Origin of the sequence: Bradyrhizobium pachyrhizi, assembly GCF_001189245.1 — a bacterium.
Taxonomy (GTDB): domain Bacteria; phylum Pseudomonadota; class Alphaproteobacteria; order Rhizobiales; family Xanthobacteraceae; genus Bradyrhizobium; species Bradyrhizobium pachyrhizi.
On the sequence record NZ_LFIQ01000072.1, the window covers coordinates 1 to 14,644 of the forward strand.

12 protein-coding genes are annotated in these 14,644 nt (G+C 64.0%); 5 read left to right on the forward strand and 7 right to left on the reverse strand.

The genetic code is table 11. The features are described from left to right. Window positions 1–355 precede the first annotated feature (355 nt). Window positions 356–562 (forward strand): hypothetical protein, encoded by a 207-nt coding sequence (locus tag AKL29_RS14600; protein WP_050384680.1) that lies wholly within the window; start codon window positions 356–358, stop codon window positions 560–562. 815 nt (window positions 563–1,377) lie between these two features. Continuing rightward, window positions 1,378–1,932 (forward strand): SGNH/GDSL hydrolase family protein, encoded by a 555-nt coding sequence (locus tag AKL29_RS14605; RefSeq protein WP_050384681.1) that lies wholly within the window; start codon window positions 1,378–1,380, stop codon window positions 1,930–1,932. A 96-nt stretch (window positions 1,933–2,028) separates the two neighbouring features. Here AKL29_RS14605 and AKL29_RS14610 read toward each other — a convergent pair whose 3' ends face one another. Then, entirely contained in the window at window positions 2,029–2,949 is a 921-nt protein-coding gene (locus AKL29_RS14610; RefSeq protein WP_050384682.1) for an alpha/beta fold hydrolase, read from the reverse strand. A gap of 150 nt (window positions 2,950–3,099) precedes the next feature. On the opposite strand from AKL29_RS14610, the gene AKL29_RS14615 reads away from it, so the two are divergent. Then, window positions 3,100–3,558 (forward strand): winged helix-turn-helix transcriptional regulator, encoded by a 459-nt coding sequence (locus tag AKL29_RS14615; RefSeq protein ID WP_082190597.1) that lies wholly within the window; start codon window positions 3,100–3,102, stop codon window positions 3,556–3,558. An 86-nt stretch (window positions 3,559–3,644) separates the two neighbouring features. Further along, window positions 3,645–3,812 carry a hypothetical protein gene (locus tag AKL29_RS43335; RefSeq protein WP_016847764.1) on the forward strand — a complete coding sequence of 56 codons (168 nt, stop codon included), beginning with the start codon at window positions 3,645–3,647 and terminating at the stop codon, window positions 3,810–3,812. Window positions 3,813–3,824: 12 nt separating this feature from the next. Here the strand turns inward: AKL29_RS43335 and AKL29_RS14620 are convergent, their stop codons facing one another. Next, on the reverse strand, window positions 3,825–4,643 hold the full coding sequence (locus AKL29_RS14620; protein WP_050384683.1) for an aminoglycoside phosphotransferase family protein: 819 nt from the start codon (window positions 4,641–4,643) through the stop codon (window positions 3,825–3,827). Window positions 4,644–4,844: 201 nt separating this feature from the next. Between AKL29_RS14620 and AKL29_RS14625 the strand changes: the two genes are divergently transcribed. Next, complete coding sequence (locus AKL29_RS14625; RefSeq protein WP_028332011.1) at window positions 4,845–5,102, forward strand: hypothetical protein; 258 nt, start codon at window positions 4,845–4,847, stop codon at window positions 5,100–5,102. A 119-nt stretch (window positions 5,103–5,221) separates the two neighbouring features. On the opposite strand, the gene AKL29_RS14630 is transcribed toward AKL29_RS14625, so the two are convergent. The 5 genes from AKL29_RS14630 to AKL29_RS44835 all read right to left on the reverse strand — a co-directional run. Further along, a complete protein-coding gene (locus AKL29_RS14630) occupies window positions 5,222–6,565 on the reverse strand; it encodes a PQQ-dependent sugar dehydrogenase (RefSeq protein ID WP_050384721.1) in 1,344 nt (447 codons plus the stop codon). Window positions 6,566–6,645: 80 nt separating this feature from the next. Further along, on the reverse strand, window positions 6,646–8,259 hold the full coding sequence (locus AKL29_RS14635; RefSeq protein ID WP_050384684.1) for a DHA2 family efflux MFS transporter permease subunit: 1,614 nt from the start codon (window positions 8,257–8,259) through the stop codon (window positions 6,646–6,648). Then, entirely contained in the window at window positions 8,256–9,413 is a 1,158-nt protein-coding gene (locus AKL29_RS14640; RefSeq protein ID WP_050384685.1) for an HlyD family secretion protein, read from the reverse strand. The genes AKL29_RS14635 and AKL29_RS14640 overlap by 4 nt, the downstream gene beginning before the upstream one ends. A gap of 84 nt (window positions 9,414–9,497) precedes the next feature. Further along, window positions 9,498–10,994 (reverse strand): sensor histidine kinase, encoded by a 1,497-nt coding sequence (locus tag AKL29_RS14645; protein ID WP_050384722.1) that lies wholly within the window; start codon window positions 10,992–10,994, stop codon window positions 9,498–9,500. 16 nt (window positions 10,995–11,010) lie between these two features. Beyond that, window positions 11,011–14,644, reverse strand: a 3,634-nt coding sequence (locus AKL29_RS44835; protein ID WP_244482042.1) for a response regulator, incomplete at its 5' end; no start/stop codon positions are given.

Below are 14,644 nucleotides of genomic sequence, written 5' to 3' on the forward strand. Positions count from 1 at the left end.
TGGATGCGATAAGTGTCAACACCACCTAGGCCCCCAGAGGTGCTGGGGCTTTTTCTTCGGGAACGAGGCACCAACTGTCAGCCTTGCTTACGTTCATTTGATATTGCAGGTTCCCGTGAGCGGGCACAAACTGCATATATGTATCGACCAGATCACCACTTAGACGCGATAGAATACGGCTTCCTGGGCTTTGCCGGCGCGTCGTTTATCGCGCTCATCGCTAGCATGAGTTGGCTTCTGATGGGTTGAACTGTCTCGTCATGGACGACACAAAACTCGGCCTCAGCTTGCACCCCCTCGCTGGAGCCTTTTCTTAGGATTCGCCAAAGCAGTCCCGGATACCCATCTTCCGGGCATGGCTATCACCCGAAAGCCACTTGAGATTCCGCCGGAAGCTGCGCGCCAGTTCCTGGCCGACATGAAGGCCTATCACGCCGAGCAGGACGATATCCGACGCGATCGGATCGCAGTCGCCACCCGGCATATGCTTCTTGATCATATGCCGGCCGGCACCAAGCTGAGGGTGAGCGAAGTCAAAGAGCTGTTCGAGCTGATGCGATGAGTGAGCCAGTGTGTATCCTTTGCGACGATACCGGCTGAGTCTGCGAAAACCACCCCGATCAGCCCTGGACCGGCAACCACGCCTGCAGATGCGGCGGCGCTGGCGCGCCCTGCCCCAAGTGCAACAGACCGAAGCCGGAAGACGGCATCCCGAGGCTGCCACGCGGATTTCGCAACATGTTCAGCAGACGCGATCGCCGGGGCAATTAAGATTCGCCCGATGGCAACCATCGGCACTGTGGCCTTTCTAGCGGTAATTGGAATTCCTGCGGCATTGCTGATTGCGGCCCGCCTCAACGCGCGCGCGGCCTACCGAAGGCAAATGACCGAAAACGCTATGCGCGGCTTCGGGCCGCGGCCTCAGGAGGATAAGAAAAAAGCGTTATCTCCACACCTTTCTGCGCTAACTGGTCGGCAATCCTCAGCCGATACGCCGTGGCCGAAACCGTAGCTTTCCTAGACCAAATCTCAGAAAGCTAAATTATTTCAGTATGGTTGACAGGACACCCCTTCCGCCACTGCTTTCGATTGGGCGACGTCCTGCCGGGCTCGGAGCTGAGACCAAAGCGGCAGCGATAGCCAACCACCAGATGTCCGCAACGAAGGTAACGGGTTGCGCGCCGCCGTATCCGGCCACCTCCCGCAGGACGTGATCCGCAGAAAGTGATCGCTCCGGCGTTGTGCGGTTGTTTCCGAATATTGCTCGGGCTGGAGCCGCGATGATAGCTCTGAGGAGCAATGCGTCGCGCACTACCTTGGGTTTTGGCCGTTACTTTTCTGATTGGTTTTGTCGCTTCCTTTGCGGAGCTGCAGAGGATGCGCAACCGCTTCGGCGAAGTGTCTCAGCACGCGTTTCACGATCATGCCGCGGTGCGCGAATTCATGATACGCGCTGCGCTATCCGACGCGCCGGCGCCGATCGTCGTGCTTGGCGACAGCATCACCGAAATGGCTCCGCTGCCCCGGCAGCTCTGCGGACGTCCGGTCATCAATGCCGGCGTTGGCGGTCAGACCATCGCGGAGGCAAAGCAGCTCGCCGGGCGCGTGCTGCAGGACCAGGGCGCGTTCTTGCTCGTCCTCGCGGTGGGCGCCAACGACGCCGGATCGCCAACGGCGCAACGCGACTTCACCGACCTCATCGAGACCGTCAAGTCGCTGTCGACGCGGCCATTGGTGGCCATCGCCGTCGCAGCTGACGAACCGACCAACCGGGCGATCGAAGCCGCCGCAGCTGCGCGTGATGTTCGGTTTGTCGACCCGCATCTGCCGCCCGGCGCGAAGATGGCCGACGGCATTCACTTCACTGCGGCCGCCTACAAGGCCTGGGTGCCGGCACTTGAGGCTGCGATCTCGGCGGAATGCACGATGTGACTTGCGAGGGCCGGCCCGGCGACTGGCACGGCCCCCAATACAGGAGCGTTGCATGGTCCGTGCTGCCCTGCCCGCGGCACGCGATCAGGCGCGCAGTCACGTTTGCCGGATGAACTCCGCAATCAGGGCGGCAATTTCCTCAGTCGCATCCTCGAAACAGTAATGCCCGACGCCGGCAAGGCGCCGGACCGGTGCCGCCGGGAAGATTGCGGAGAACAGCGGCAGGAAATGCTCTGCGCGCAGCGTGCGATCCGCCTCACCCCAGATCGCGAGCGCAGGCCTGCTGCGAATCAAACGGTTGGCGGCGGCATCGGGCGCCTGGAATTGATGCGCGCCGGTTGCAAATCCCTTGGCCCAGCCGATCGCACCGAGGCAGTCCGCCGGACGGGCGAAGTGCGCGCCGTAGGCGGCGAGCCAGGCGTCCGTGATGACGGCGTTGTTCTCGAATCCGTTGAGTTTCAGCGTGCTCAAAATGTTGAAGCCGAGCTGTCCGAGAACCGGCTCGAGGTCGCCGCTCGCCTCGGCCTTTGCGATCCATTGAAACCACGGCGAGACCTGCGCGTTGGCGGCGACGCGATCGAACAGATCGCCCTGCCCGAACGGCGTTGGCCCATTGGCGGAGACGATGCGGCGGATCCGGCCCGGATGCCGGGCCGCTAGCCCCATGCCGACCGGGCCGCCGAAATCATGCATGACGAGCGTGATGTTGGTGAGATCGAGCGCGCGGACCAGCGCTTCGAGATTGTCGACATGGTCCTGCAGCCAATAGCTGCGATGCGCCGGCGTCGCGCTCTTGCCAAAACCCATGTGATCCGGAACGACCACCCGGTGCGTCGCACTGAGGCCCGGCACGAGGCGGCGGAACAGATAGCCCCAGCTTGGTTCGCCGTGCAGGCAAAGCACCACCTCGCCGTCCCGCGGACCTTCGTCGACATAATGCATCTGAAAGCCCGGCGCCGCGCTGAAATGCGGTGCGAAAGGAAAGGTGCCGTCGAACGCGGCGTCGGGTTGGATCATGGCGGACCTCAGGAGGTTTTAATTTGAAACCATCGTGTATCGCTTGAGGTTTTACTTTGCAACCAATATATCGAACCCACGATCGGGTGGTTTTCCGGCTGCGGCACTGAGCGCCGATCACCCCCCAGGGAATGAGTGTTGAGGATCACGATGGCCAAGCGAGTGAGCCACAGGGACTCGATGTGCGGCGTTGCCCGGCCGCTGGATGCGATCGGCGACTGGTGGTCGCTGCTGATCGTCCGCGATGCGTTCGACGGGCTGCGCCGCTTCGGCGAGTTTCAGAAAAGCCTCGGGCTTGCCAAGAACATCCTCTCGGCCCGGCTCCGCAATCTTCTGGCGCACGGCATCATGGAGACGGTGCCCGCAAGCGACGGCAGCCCCTACCAGGAATATGTGTTGACCGAAAAGGGACGCAGTCTCTTTCCGCTCCTCGTTGCGCTCCGTCAATGGGGTGAGGATTTCTTCTTTGAACCCGATGAGGCGCATGTGCTGCTGGTCGACCGCAAGAACGGGCTGCCGGTGCGACGGCTCGAATTGCGCGCGCAAGATGGACGCGTCGTTGGCGCGGAGGACACGATGGTGTGGCTGCCGCCGGCTTCACCTGAGTGAGAGAAGCGAGCGTGTCCCACGCGCCATCAACAGCAACCGGATGTTAACCCCCCGTGCCGCAGCATCCGCGCGTGGAGGTTCGACCAATGCAGACATTCCGGATTTCGCTGAGCGATGGGACGCGGCAATTCCACACGGCGATTCAGGCGCCGGACCCCGCTTCCGCGCGCATCAAGGCCGCATACTTCTTCGATATCTCGAAGTGGCGGATTCTGAGCGTGTCGCTGAGTGGAGCCAGCGCCGCGGCGGCGTAGTCGCTGCGCGCCCTACGCCATCCGGTCGAGTTCGGCGACGGCGAGTTGTGCGATCGTAAGGTCGATTTCGGCGAGCGGATCGCCATCCCCCAGAAACCATGCAGCCGACAAGCCGGTCCAGGCTACGATCCATGACAGCAGGCGCCGGCGATCCAGCCGCGCCGCTTCAACGACGATATCGAGCCGCCGTGCAAAGCGTCCGGGTTCGATCGCGACCGGCTGTGTCGGATCCGCAAGATCCGGATTGGTGAAGATGTTGGCGAAGTCGAAGCTGCGCTCGCCGACAAGGTGCTTCGGATCGATCGCAAGCCAGCCGCGCGCGCCGAAGTCGAGCACGTTGTCATGGTGCAGGTCGCCATGCAGGACCACGATCTCACGCTGATCGCCCAGCAGAGCTTCGGCAACTTCCGCGGATCGGTTCAGAATGCCGCCATGCGCCCTCGCCGCGGGCCACAACTCACGAAACCAGTGCGCTAGCGGCGTCAAATCCGGCCGCGGCTTTGCTCTCTCGGCGTGAAGCCGATCAGCCGTCGCACAGAGAATCCTGCAGGCCTCGTCGTCCCCGCCGGTTCGCGCCATTTCGCTGAGCGACGCCGATCCCGACGCCATCTCGAGCAGAAGGGCGTCGCCCTCACGGGCAAGAACCCGCGCCGCACCTTCGCCGTCCCACCACTCCATCACGACGGCACCGAGGCGCTCGTCCGGCTCGTGCGAGAGCTTGAGCATGGCCGGCTCCCCATGCTGGCGCACCGGCAGCAACCGTGCGGCGTGCGTCACGATCGGGTCGCCGTCGGGGACAAGACTCCAGGCCGAGAGATAGGGAGCGAACATTTGGGTGGACTGACCGGGGACGAAGTAGCGAGCCTCGTGGTTCTAATCATTGCTTCCGCGCGCTGCCACGCCGGTTCCCTGCGGCGCATCGTGGCAGGGCCACGCGAACCGGTTCCCCGCTGCCCTGCCCATGTTGGCTGATGACAGCCCCCACCCATCTCGCGCTACAATGTCGCAGCCGGTGCTACGGAGGGTGTGGCGATGCCGCGAAAGGGAATTACCGGACACGACGAATGGGTGGTCACGGAGGCCCTGGCCACAGCGCTGGTGGCGCTCGAACAGCTGCCGACAAAGCATCAGCCGCGCGCGCATATGGAGGATGTCCGAAAAATCCTGACCGCCAGATGTGAGGCCGGCGCCGTCACGCTGCATCTTGCGCAGGCCAAGTGCAGGTTGTTTCCCGACACCGATCCCCTGACCATCTACGAGGAGTATGGCCTCAAGGACGGGCTCGGCTAGCGCGCGCCGCTTACAGCGCTAAAGCATGATCCGGAAAAGTGCGAAGCGGTTTTCCGAAAAGATCATGCTCAAACAAAAGGCCAAAGCGCGATGACGATTCAACCTAATCTCATCGCGCTTTAGTCGCGGCTGACGCGCCAGATCGTGCCGTTGCCGTCTTCGGAGACCAGCAGTGCGCCGTCGCGCGCGACCGTCACACCGACCGGACGGCCCCAGACCTCATTGTCGCCGATGACGAAGCCGGTGACGAAATCCTCGTACTCGCCGGTCGGCACGCCGTCCTTCAGCCTGATGCGAATGACCTTGTAGCCGGTGCGCTTCGACCGATTCCACGAGCCGTGTTCGGCGGCAAACGCATCGCCGCGATACTCCGGCGGAAAGCTGCTGCCGGTGTAGAAGGTCAGGCCGAGGGACGCCGAGTGGGCCTGCAACAGCACGTCGGGGACCGTCACCTTGTCCTTCAGGTCGGGCCGCGCGCCGGCATGCGCGGAGTCTTGGTTGCCTCCGATGTAATACCAGGGCCAGCCGTAGAACGCGCCTTCGCGGACCCGTGTCACATAGTCGGGCACAAGATTGTCGCCGCGGCCGTCGCGCTCGTTGGTCGAGCACCACGGCGTGCCGCTTCCGGGCTGGATCGCAAGTCCGACGCAATTGCGGATTCCGGTGGCAAACAGCTTCTGGTTCTTGCCATCAGGATCGAAGGCGAGCACGGCAGCGCGGTCGGTCTCGTCGCCCCAGGCAGCGCCGAGTGGGTGGTCGCGGCTCCAGGTCTCGATCCCCTTCGGCGGGCGGCCGAGCCCCTCGCCTGCGTTGCCGGCGGAGCCGACCGACACCAGCATCCGCTTGTCGTCCGGGGTGAAGACGATATCTCGCGTGGAATGGCCGTAGCCGTGCGGCAGCCGGGCGACGACGGTCTCGGGCTTTCCCGACGCCTTGAGATCGCCGTTGCGGTAGGCAAAACGCACGACGCTGTCGGTGTTGGCGACATAGAGCCATTGCGGAGCGTCGCCGCTCGGGAAGAACGCGATGCCGAACGGCTGGCTCAGGCCGGTTGCGTAGACGTCGTTGGTCGCAGGCCTGGTGGCCCCTTCGGCGCTGCGCAGGATACGAATACGGCCGGAGCCGGTTTCCATCACGAAGATATCGCCATTGGGCGCGGTCCGGATCATCCGCGGGCCGCTGAGCCCGCTCGCAAACAGTTCGACCTTGAACCCTGCCGGCACCTGCGGCGCAACCGATGCAGGTCTCGGGATGACGCGCGGAAACTTGCTGCTCGACGCCGTTGCCCCGGGCTTGGGCAAGTCCTGCGGCGTGATCAGGCGCACCGTGCCCGGCTTGTCGCGTTGCCAGTCGCCGAAGGCTTCCGCGCCTTTCAGCACGGGCTCGGCGCCCGACCGCGTGATGCTGACCGCCGCGAGGAAGACGGCCGACAGACCTGCACCGGCAAGACTCGTCCTGGGCATATGCTCCTCGCGCGATTTCCCTTCGGCCACGCCGTTCATAGCGCGGTTCGGCCGCTCCCGCGTTCACAATGTCGTCTGCTTTAATGTCCCTTGGGCGGCGCCGTCAGATCGACCGGCTTGATGATCAGCGCCAGCGGGATCATCACGAGGCCGATGATCGAGAGCATCCAGAACACGTCGATATAGGCGAGCAGGTCGACCTGCCGCTGCAAGGTCTGGCCGACCCAGGCGACCGCCTGGGACGCGGCGTCCGATGCGTTCGATCCCTGCGCCTGAAAGAATCGCGTCATCGTGTCGATGGTCTGCTGATACCCGATATCCGACGGCGCGGCATGCTCGACCAGCCGGCTCTGGTGGAATTGCTGGCGTTGCGCCAGTGCGGTCTGGGCGAGTGCGACGCCCATCGACCCGCCGATATTGCGCGCGACGTTGATCAGCGCCGAGGCCTGGTTGGTCTTGTCCGGCGGCACGCCGTCATATGAGGCCGTCGTGACGGGCAGAAACAGGAACGGAAGCCCGGCGGAGAGGAAGATGCGTGCGAGCGCAGCATAGCCATAGGTGATGTCGCCGTTCAGTCCCGTCAGGTGCCACATCGAGAATGCAACGATGCAGCCGCCGATCGCGATCAGATATTTCGGTTGGACGCGACTGACGAGATTGCCGACCACCGGCATCAAGATCAGCGTGACGATGCCGCCGGGCGACAGTGCGAGCCCTGCAAGCAGCGCAGTATAGTTCAGCTCGGTCTGCAACAGCTGCGGCAGGAGCTGCGTCGATGAGATCAGCACCGCACCGGTGCACAGCATCACCAGGAAACACGATCCGAACTGGCGACGTCCCAGCAGGCGGAGATCGACGATCGGGTCCTTGCGCGTCAGCTCCCAGGGGATCAGCGCGATCAGGCAAATCGCCGAGGCCAGCGCGAAGCCGACGATCATGTTGGACCCGAACCAGTCCTTGCGCTGGCCTTCGTCGAGCACGAATTCGAGCGAACCGAGCCCGATCGCGACCAGCACGAATCCGATGTAGTCGACGCGCAGGCCGTCCTTGAGGAACTCCTTGCGTTCCTGCTCGGCGCCGGACGGCTCCTTGACCAGCGTCCCGACCAGGAACAGCGAGAGCAAGCCCATCGGTACGTTGATCAGAAAGATCCAGTGCCAGCTATAGGTATCGGTGATCCAGCCGCCGAGCGTCGGCCCGACCACGGGAGCAACCACCACCGCGACGCCGTAGATCGCGAACGCCTGGCCACGCTTGGCCGGCGGAAAGGAGTCGGCGAGGATCGCCTGCTCGCTTGTCGCCATTCCGCCGCCGCCAAGACCCTGGATGATCCGGAACAGAACCAGCGCCTCCAGGCTCCAGGCAAGCCCGCACAGCAGGGACGCGAACGCGAAGGTGCCAACGCAGATCATGTAGAAGCGCTTGCGGCCGATCACGGTCGAGAGCCAGCCCGAGATCGACAGCACGATCGCGTTGGCGACCAGATAGCTGGTGATGACATAGGTGCTCTCGTCGATGCCGACCGCCAGGCCGCCCGCGATTTGGCGCAGGGCCACGTTCGCGATAGTGGTGTCCAGCACCTCCATGAACGTCGCGATCGAGACGACGAAGGCAATCAGATAGGGGTTATGTCCGCCGGCGGCCGAACGCTCCGGCGACCAGGCTGCGCCGCCGCCTGCCGCAACGTCGCTCATCGCACCCTGGTCCAGGGCACGACCGACATGCCCGGCCCGATCGGAACGTCATTCGGCCAATTGTCGATCAAGATCTTCACGGGAACGCGCTGCACGACCTTGACGAAATTGCCGGTCGCGTTCTCCGCCGGCAGCAGGCTGAACGCAGTGCCCGAGCCCGGCTGAACCGAAGCCACGCGGCCGGTGAGCTTCCGCCCCGGATAGGCATCGATCCTGATCTCGACCGGCTGGCCCGGGCGCATGTCCGTCAGCTGCGTTTCCTTGTAGTTGGCGGTGATCCAGACCTCGTCAGGAACGAACATCATGACGCTCTGGGCCGGCGCCACATAAGTGCCGACCGCGCCGCTCAGCTTGACGACGCGTCCGGATTGCGCCGCGACGATGCGGGTATATTGCAAATTCAATTTGGCCTGATCGAGCTGAGCCTGCGCCTGCTCGAGCGATGCCTTGCTGCTCTTGAGCTGAGCCTCGAGCGTCTTGACGCCGAGCTCTGCGGCAGTCACTGCCGTTCTGGCGCGGCTGGCATTGGCCTGCTGAGCGTCGAGATCCGAGCGGGTCTGCTGCTGCCGCTGCACCGTGCCCGCGCCCTTTTCGACGAGGTTCTGGGCGCGCTCTGCCTCCTCCCGCGCGAACTTTAATTGCGCCTCGGCCTGCTCCTGCTGCGCCTTGGCTTCCTTGATTTGCTCCTGCTGGCTGTCGATCTGGGCCTCGACATTGGCGATGTTGGCCTCTGCGACCGCGACCTGCGCGCTGGCTTGATCGACTGATATCTTGTAGTCGCGCTCATCGATCCTCGCGAGGAGATCGCCGGCATTGACGTGCTGGTTGTCGGTGACGGGGACCTCGACGACATAGCCGCCGACCTTTGCCGCCACCGCAAAGCTGCGTGCGGCCACGAACGCGTCATCGGTCGATTCATAGTGACGCACGTTGAGCCAATAGCTCACGCCACCGATGATCGCGAGCAGGAGCAGACCGGCGCCGACTGTGGCAAGCAGCCAGTGCTCGCGCAGCCGGTCGCGCATCGATGGCTTGCGCTCGGTTTCCTGCTGTGGCGAGGATGCGCTGTCGGGTCGCGATCCTTGCGCGGGATTGCGCTCGGGCTGCCGCGGCTTCTCCCCGGACGGCCCGCGCTCTCGGGTTTGGGCATCCACGGTAGCACCTCAAGCCACGAATGGAGCGATCAAGCCCCGTTAACCGCAGCGTCCGGCGCTTGGTTCCTGTTCGGGTGGGATGCGCTACAAGGCCCTGGAACTGACCATGGGCTGGCGCTGCTCGGCCGTCGACAAATCGCGGTAGGCCGCGGGCTCTCCAGCCAGCGCCTTGAGCGGAACCGTGAGCCGGCACACCAGGCCCTCGGTGCGCCAATCGAAGTCGGCGCGACCGCCGAGCTGGGTCTCGATGCTGGCGATGACGCTTCTCGTGCCGAAACCTCTCTGCTTCGGCTTGGTCACGGGAGGTCCGCCGGATTCTACCCAGGCCAGGATCAGCGTTTCGTCGTGCAGTTCCCAGGTGATCGCAAGCCGGCCCGAGAGCACCGACAGGCTACCGTATTTGGCGGAGTTGGTGACGAGCTCATGCAGCGCCAGCGCCAAGGTCTGCGCGGTCGCGGGCTGCAACTGCACCTCTTCGCCATCGATCCGGATCTGTCCGGCTTCCGAATACGGCGCGATCTCCTCGGTGACCAGCCGCCGGATTTCGGCGCCCTGCCAGCTCGACAGCGAGAGCACCGTGTGCACGCGTGCCAGCGCCGTGATGCGGCCCTCGACCGCTCGCACATAGGCGGTCACGTTCTGCGCGCGCGTCAGCCGCACGATCGATTGCGCTAGCGCGAGCGCGTTCTTGGCGCGATGGTCGACCTCGCGGGTCAACAGGCTCTGCCGCTCCTCGGCCTTCTTGCGATCGGTGATGTCGACGGTGACGCCGCTCACCCGTACCACCTTGCCGTTGCGGTCGCTGGTGGCCGCGGCTGTGCCGACGCACCAGCGCACTTCGCCGTCCGGCCGCATGACGCGGAATTCGGTTTCATAGGACGTCTGGCCGTTGCCGAAGCCGGTCCACGCTTGCCGGAGGTGCTCGACATCGTCGGGATGAAACAGCGCCTGTATATTGTCGGAGGTGAGCTTGAAGGATTTCGGGTCAACGCCGAAGATCTTGTATTGCCCCTCGTCCCACATCCAGTCGCCGTTGACCCAATCCCAGTCCCACGAGCCCATCTTGCCGGCGGCAATCGCCATGCTGCGGCGCGCCTCGCTTTCGACCAGCCGCGTGGTCGACTGCTCGAGCTCGGCGGTGCGTGCGCGCACGCGGTCCTCGAGCTCCGCGTTGAGGCGTTCGAGCTGCCGTGTCTTGCGGTAGAGTTCGGCGAACACGCGGATCTTTGCCCGCAGCACCTCGGGCACGACGGGCACCGGCACGTAATCGACCGCGCCCATCTCGTAGCCGCGAAGCCGGTCGATATCGCTGACCTGGATCGCCGAGATGAAGATCATAGCGGTCTTCTGGAAGCGCGGATGTTCGCGGATCATCGCCGCGAGCTCGAAGCCGTCGAGCTCTGGCATGCAGACGTCGACCAGGATGACCGCGACTTCGTTCTTGAGCAGGAACTCCAGCGCCTCGCGGCCCGACGACGCGGCGACCAGCGTCTCGCCGAGCTCCTTCAGGATGACCTCATAGGCCAGCAGCTTCGCCGGCTGGTCGTCGACCAGAAGGATGTTTACCTTTTCGTGGTCCATCATGTTCGATCGCCGATCAGCGGTGCAGCCACATGCGGATCGCCAGCAGCAGTTGCTCGGTATTCACGGGTTTCGCCAGATAGTCGGACGCGCCTGCCTCCAGGCATTTCTCTCGATCGCCTTTCATCGCTTTCGCGGTCAGCGCGATGATCGGCAGCCGCGCGAAGGCGGGGTTTTGCCGGATGGCGCCGATGGTCTGGTAACCGTCCATCTGCGGCATCATGATGTCCATCAGCACGATCGCAATCTTGGGATTGGATTCGACCAGCGAGATCGCTTCGTGACCGGTTGTCGCAGTCAACACCTTCATACCTCGCCGCTCCAACACGCTCGAGAGCGCGAAGATGTTGCGGGCATCGTCGTCGACCAGCAGTGCGGTCTTGCCAATAAGATCCTCATCGGAACTATTGAGCTTCTCCAGCATCCTCTGTTTTTCGACGGGCAATTCCGTGATCACACGGTGCAGGAACAGTGACGTTTCGTCGAGCAGACGCTCCGGCGATTCCACGCCCTTGACGACGATGCTGCGCGCCATCGTATGCAATTCCGCGTCTTCTTCCGCTGAAAGTTCCCGGCCCGTAAACACGACAACGGGAATATTGGACAGCGTCTCGTCCTTGCGGATCTGATCCAGCACCTCGAAACCGCTCATGTCGGGCAGGCGCAGGTCGAGCACGACGCAGTCGCACGGATTGTCGCGCATCGTCGCGAGCGCCCCTGCCCCGGTGCCGGTGGTCACGATCTCGATATCCTCGTGCCCGAGCAGTTCGGTGATGCTGAGCTGCTCCGCCGCATTGTCCTCCACGATCAGCAGGCGCTTGCGGCGTGGTCTGGCGTATTCCTTGATCTGCGACAGCGCAGCGCTGACGCCTTCCGTGGTCGTCGGCTTGTTGACGAAGGAGAACGCGCCGCGCGCCAGCGCGTGCTGCCGGTCCTCGTCGAGCGTGATGATCTGAACCGGAATGTGACGGGTCAGCGGATTGTGCTTGAGCTGGCTCAGCACCGTCCAGCCGAGCATGTCGGGCAGGAAGACGTCGAGTGACACCGCGCTCGGCTGGAACTGCTTGGCCAGATCCAGTGCTTCGGCGCCGCGGCTTGCGACCAGCACCTTGAAGCCCTTGTCGCGCGCCAGATCGATCAGCACCCGCGCGTAATGCGGATCGTCCTCGACGATCAGCAGGATGGTGTCGCCGGGCTCGAGATCAAGCCGGTCGTCCGGAAGCTGCTCGATCACACGCTCCTGCGCGCCTGACACCTGCAACGCCGGCGCCGGCGTGTGCGGCATCGGGAGCGCCTGGGCCTGCTGACGCAGTGCCACCGAGGGGCCGGCATATTTCAGCGGCAGATAGAGCGTGAAGGTCGAGCCCTTGCCCGGCGCACTGCGCAAATGGATCTCGCCGCCGAGCAGACCCGCGAGCTCACGGCTGATCGCCAGTCCAAGACCGGTGCCGCCATATTTGCGGCTGGTGCCGGCGTCGGCCTGCTGGAATGCCTCGAAAATCAGCTTCTGCTTGTCTTGTGGAATGCCGATGCCGGTATCCGACACCTCGAACGCAACGACGGCGGGCGCCGCATTGAGGATCGGATGCTCCACACTCCAGCCGCCGAGCGCGGCCGACACGGTCAGGCTGACGCCGCCTTCCGCGGTGAACTTGAACGCATTCGACAGCAGGTTCTTGAGCACCTGCTGCAGCCGCTTGGAGTCGGTGACCATGCTGCGCGCGAGATTGGCGTCGACATCGATGCTGAACGAGAGATGCCGGTTCTCCGCCTCGTGCCGGAACGGCCGTCCGACGGTCTCGAGCAGGCTCGATGTCAGAATTTCCTCGGCGTCGACCGTCACCGTGCCGGACTCGATCTTGGAGAGATCGAGGATGTCGCTGATCAGGTTCAACAGGTCGGTGCCGGCGCCGTGAATGGTGCGGGCAAACTCGACCTGCTTGCCGGTCAGATTGCCGTCGGGATTTTCGGTGAGCTGCTGGCCCAGGATCAGGATCGAGTTCAGCGGTGTCCGCAACTCGTGCGACATGTTGGCGAGGAATTCGGACTTGTACTTCGAAGTCAGCGACAGCTCGGTCGCCTTTTCTTCCAGCGCGCGCCGCGCCTGCTCGATTTCCTGGTTCTTGCGCTCGACGTCGACATTGCGTTCGGCAAGCTGCTGGGCCTTCTGCTCCAGCTGATCGTTGGTCTGCTGCAATTCCTTCTGCTGGGTCTGCAACTCGCCGGCGAGCTGTTGCGACTGCTTGAGCAGCGCCTCGGTCTGCATCGTCGCCTCGATGCTGTTGAGCACGATGCCGATGCTGTCGGTCAACTGCTCGAGGAAGGTGATCTGCGAGGTCGTGAACGAGGAGATCGAGGACAGCTCGATCACCGCCTTGACCTGGTTCTCGAACTGCACCGGAAACACGACGAGATTCTTCGGCATGATCCGCATCAAGGCCGAATTGATCGGCACCGCATCGCCGGGAATCTCGGAGACGAGGCGCTGGCGCTTGTCGAGCGCGCATTGGCCGATCAATCCCTCGCCGAACTGGACGATCTGCGGATGCGGATTGCTGCTGTCGCTGGCATAGGCCGACAACAGGCGCAACTGCGCATTCTCGGGATTGTCGACCTGGTAGATCACGCCCATATGCGCGTTGATCAGCGGCGCGAGCTCGGTCAGCAGCAGCCGGCCGACGGTCGCAAGATCGCGCTGGCCCTGCAGCATGTTGGTGAAGCGCGCCAGATTGGTCTTCAGCCAGTCCTGTTCGGTGTTGCGCTCCGTGGTCAGACGGAGGTTGCCGATCATCGTGTTGATGTTGTCCTTGAGCTCGGCGACCTCGCCGCGGACGTCGACCTGGATCGAGCGCGTCAGGTCGCCCTTGGTCACGGCGGTCGCCACTTCCGCGATCGCGCGCACCTGCGAGGTCAGGTTGGCCGCGAGCAGGTTGACGTTGCCGGTGAGATCCTTCCAGGTGCCGGCCGCGCCGGGCACGTTGGCCTGACCGCCGAGCCGTCCCTCGACGCCGACCTCGCGCGCCACGCTGGTGACCTGTTCGGCGAAGGTCGCAAGCGTCTCGGTCATGTTGTTGATGGTGTCGGCGAGCGCGGCCACCTCGCCCTTCGATTTCACTGTCAGGTTCTGCTTCAGATCACCGTTGGCGACCGCGGTCACCACCTTGACGATGCCGCGCACCTGCTCGGTCAGGTTTACCGCCATGACGTTGACGGTGTCGGTGAGGTCCTTCCAGGTGCCGGCAACGCCGCGCACCTCGGCCTGGCCGCCAAGCTTGCCTTCGGTGCCGACCTCGCGCGCCACGCGCGTCACCTCGCCCGCAAACGCATTGAGCTGGTCCACCATCGTGTTGATGGTGTTCTTGAGCTCGAGGATTTCACCCTTCACGTCGACCGTGATCTTGCGCGAGAGGTCGCCGCGCGCCACCGCGGTGGTGACTTCGGCGATGTTGCGCACCTGGGTGGTCAGGTTCGCCGCCAGCAGGTTGACGTTGTCGGTGAGGTCCTTCCAGGTGCCGCCGACGCCGGGCACCACGGCCTGGCCGCCCAGCCGTCCCTCGGTGCCGACCTCGCGCGCCACGCGCGTCACCTCGCCGGCGAAGGCGTTGAGCTGGTCGACCATGGTGTTGATGGTGTTCTTGAGCTCGAGGATT

Excerpts from the sequence above, each read along its gene's own strand:
- AKL29_RS14645 (WP_050384722.1), bottom strand. The coding sequence starts at position 10,994 with ATGGACCACGAAAAGGTAAACATCCTTCTGGTCGACGACCAGCCGGCG.
- AKL29_RS14625 (WP_028332011.1), top strand. The coding sequence starts at position 4,845 with ATGCCGCGAAAGGGAATTACCGGACACGACGAATGGGTGGTCACGGAG.
- AKL29_RS14605 (WP_050384681.1), top strand. The coding sequence starts at position 1,378 with ATGCGCAACCGCTTCGGCGAAGTGTCTCAGCACGCGTTTCACGATCAT.
- AKL29_RS14620 (WP_050384683.1), bottom strand. The coding sequence starts at position 4,643 with ATGTTCGCTCCCTATCTCTCGGCCTGGAGTCTTGTCCCCGACGGCGAC.
- AKL29_RS14630 (WP_050384721.1), bottom strand. The coding sequence starts at position 6,565 with ATGCCCAGGACGAGTCTTGCCGGTGCAGGTCTGTCGGCCGTCTTCCTC.
- AKL29_RS14600 (WP_050384680.1), top strand. The coding sequence starts at position 356 with ATGGCTATCACCCGAAAGCCACTTGAGATTCCGCCGGAAGCTGCGCGC.
- AKL29_RS14610 (WP_050384682.1), bottom strand. The coding sequence starts at position 2,949 with ATGATCCAACCCGACGCCGCGTTCGACGGCACCTTTCCTTTCGCACCG.
- AKL29_RS14635 (WP_050384684.1), bottom strand. The coding sequence starts at position 8,259 with ATGAGCGACGTTGCGGCAGGCGGCGGCGCAGCCTGGTCGCCGGAGCGT.
- AKL29_RS14615 (WP_082190597.1), top strand. The coding sequence starts at position 3,100 with ATGGCCAAGCGAGTGAGCCACAGGGACTCGATGTGCGGCGTTGCCCGG.
- AKL29_RS43335 (WP_016847764.1), top strand. The coding sequence starts at position 3,645 with ATGCAGACATTCCGGATTTCGCTGAGCGATGGGACGCGGCAATTCCAC.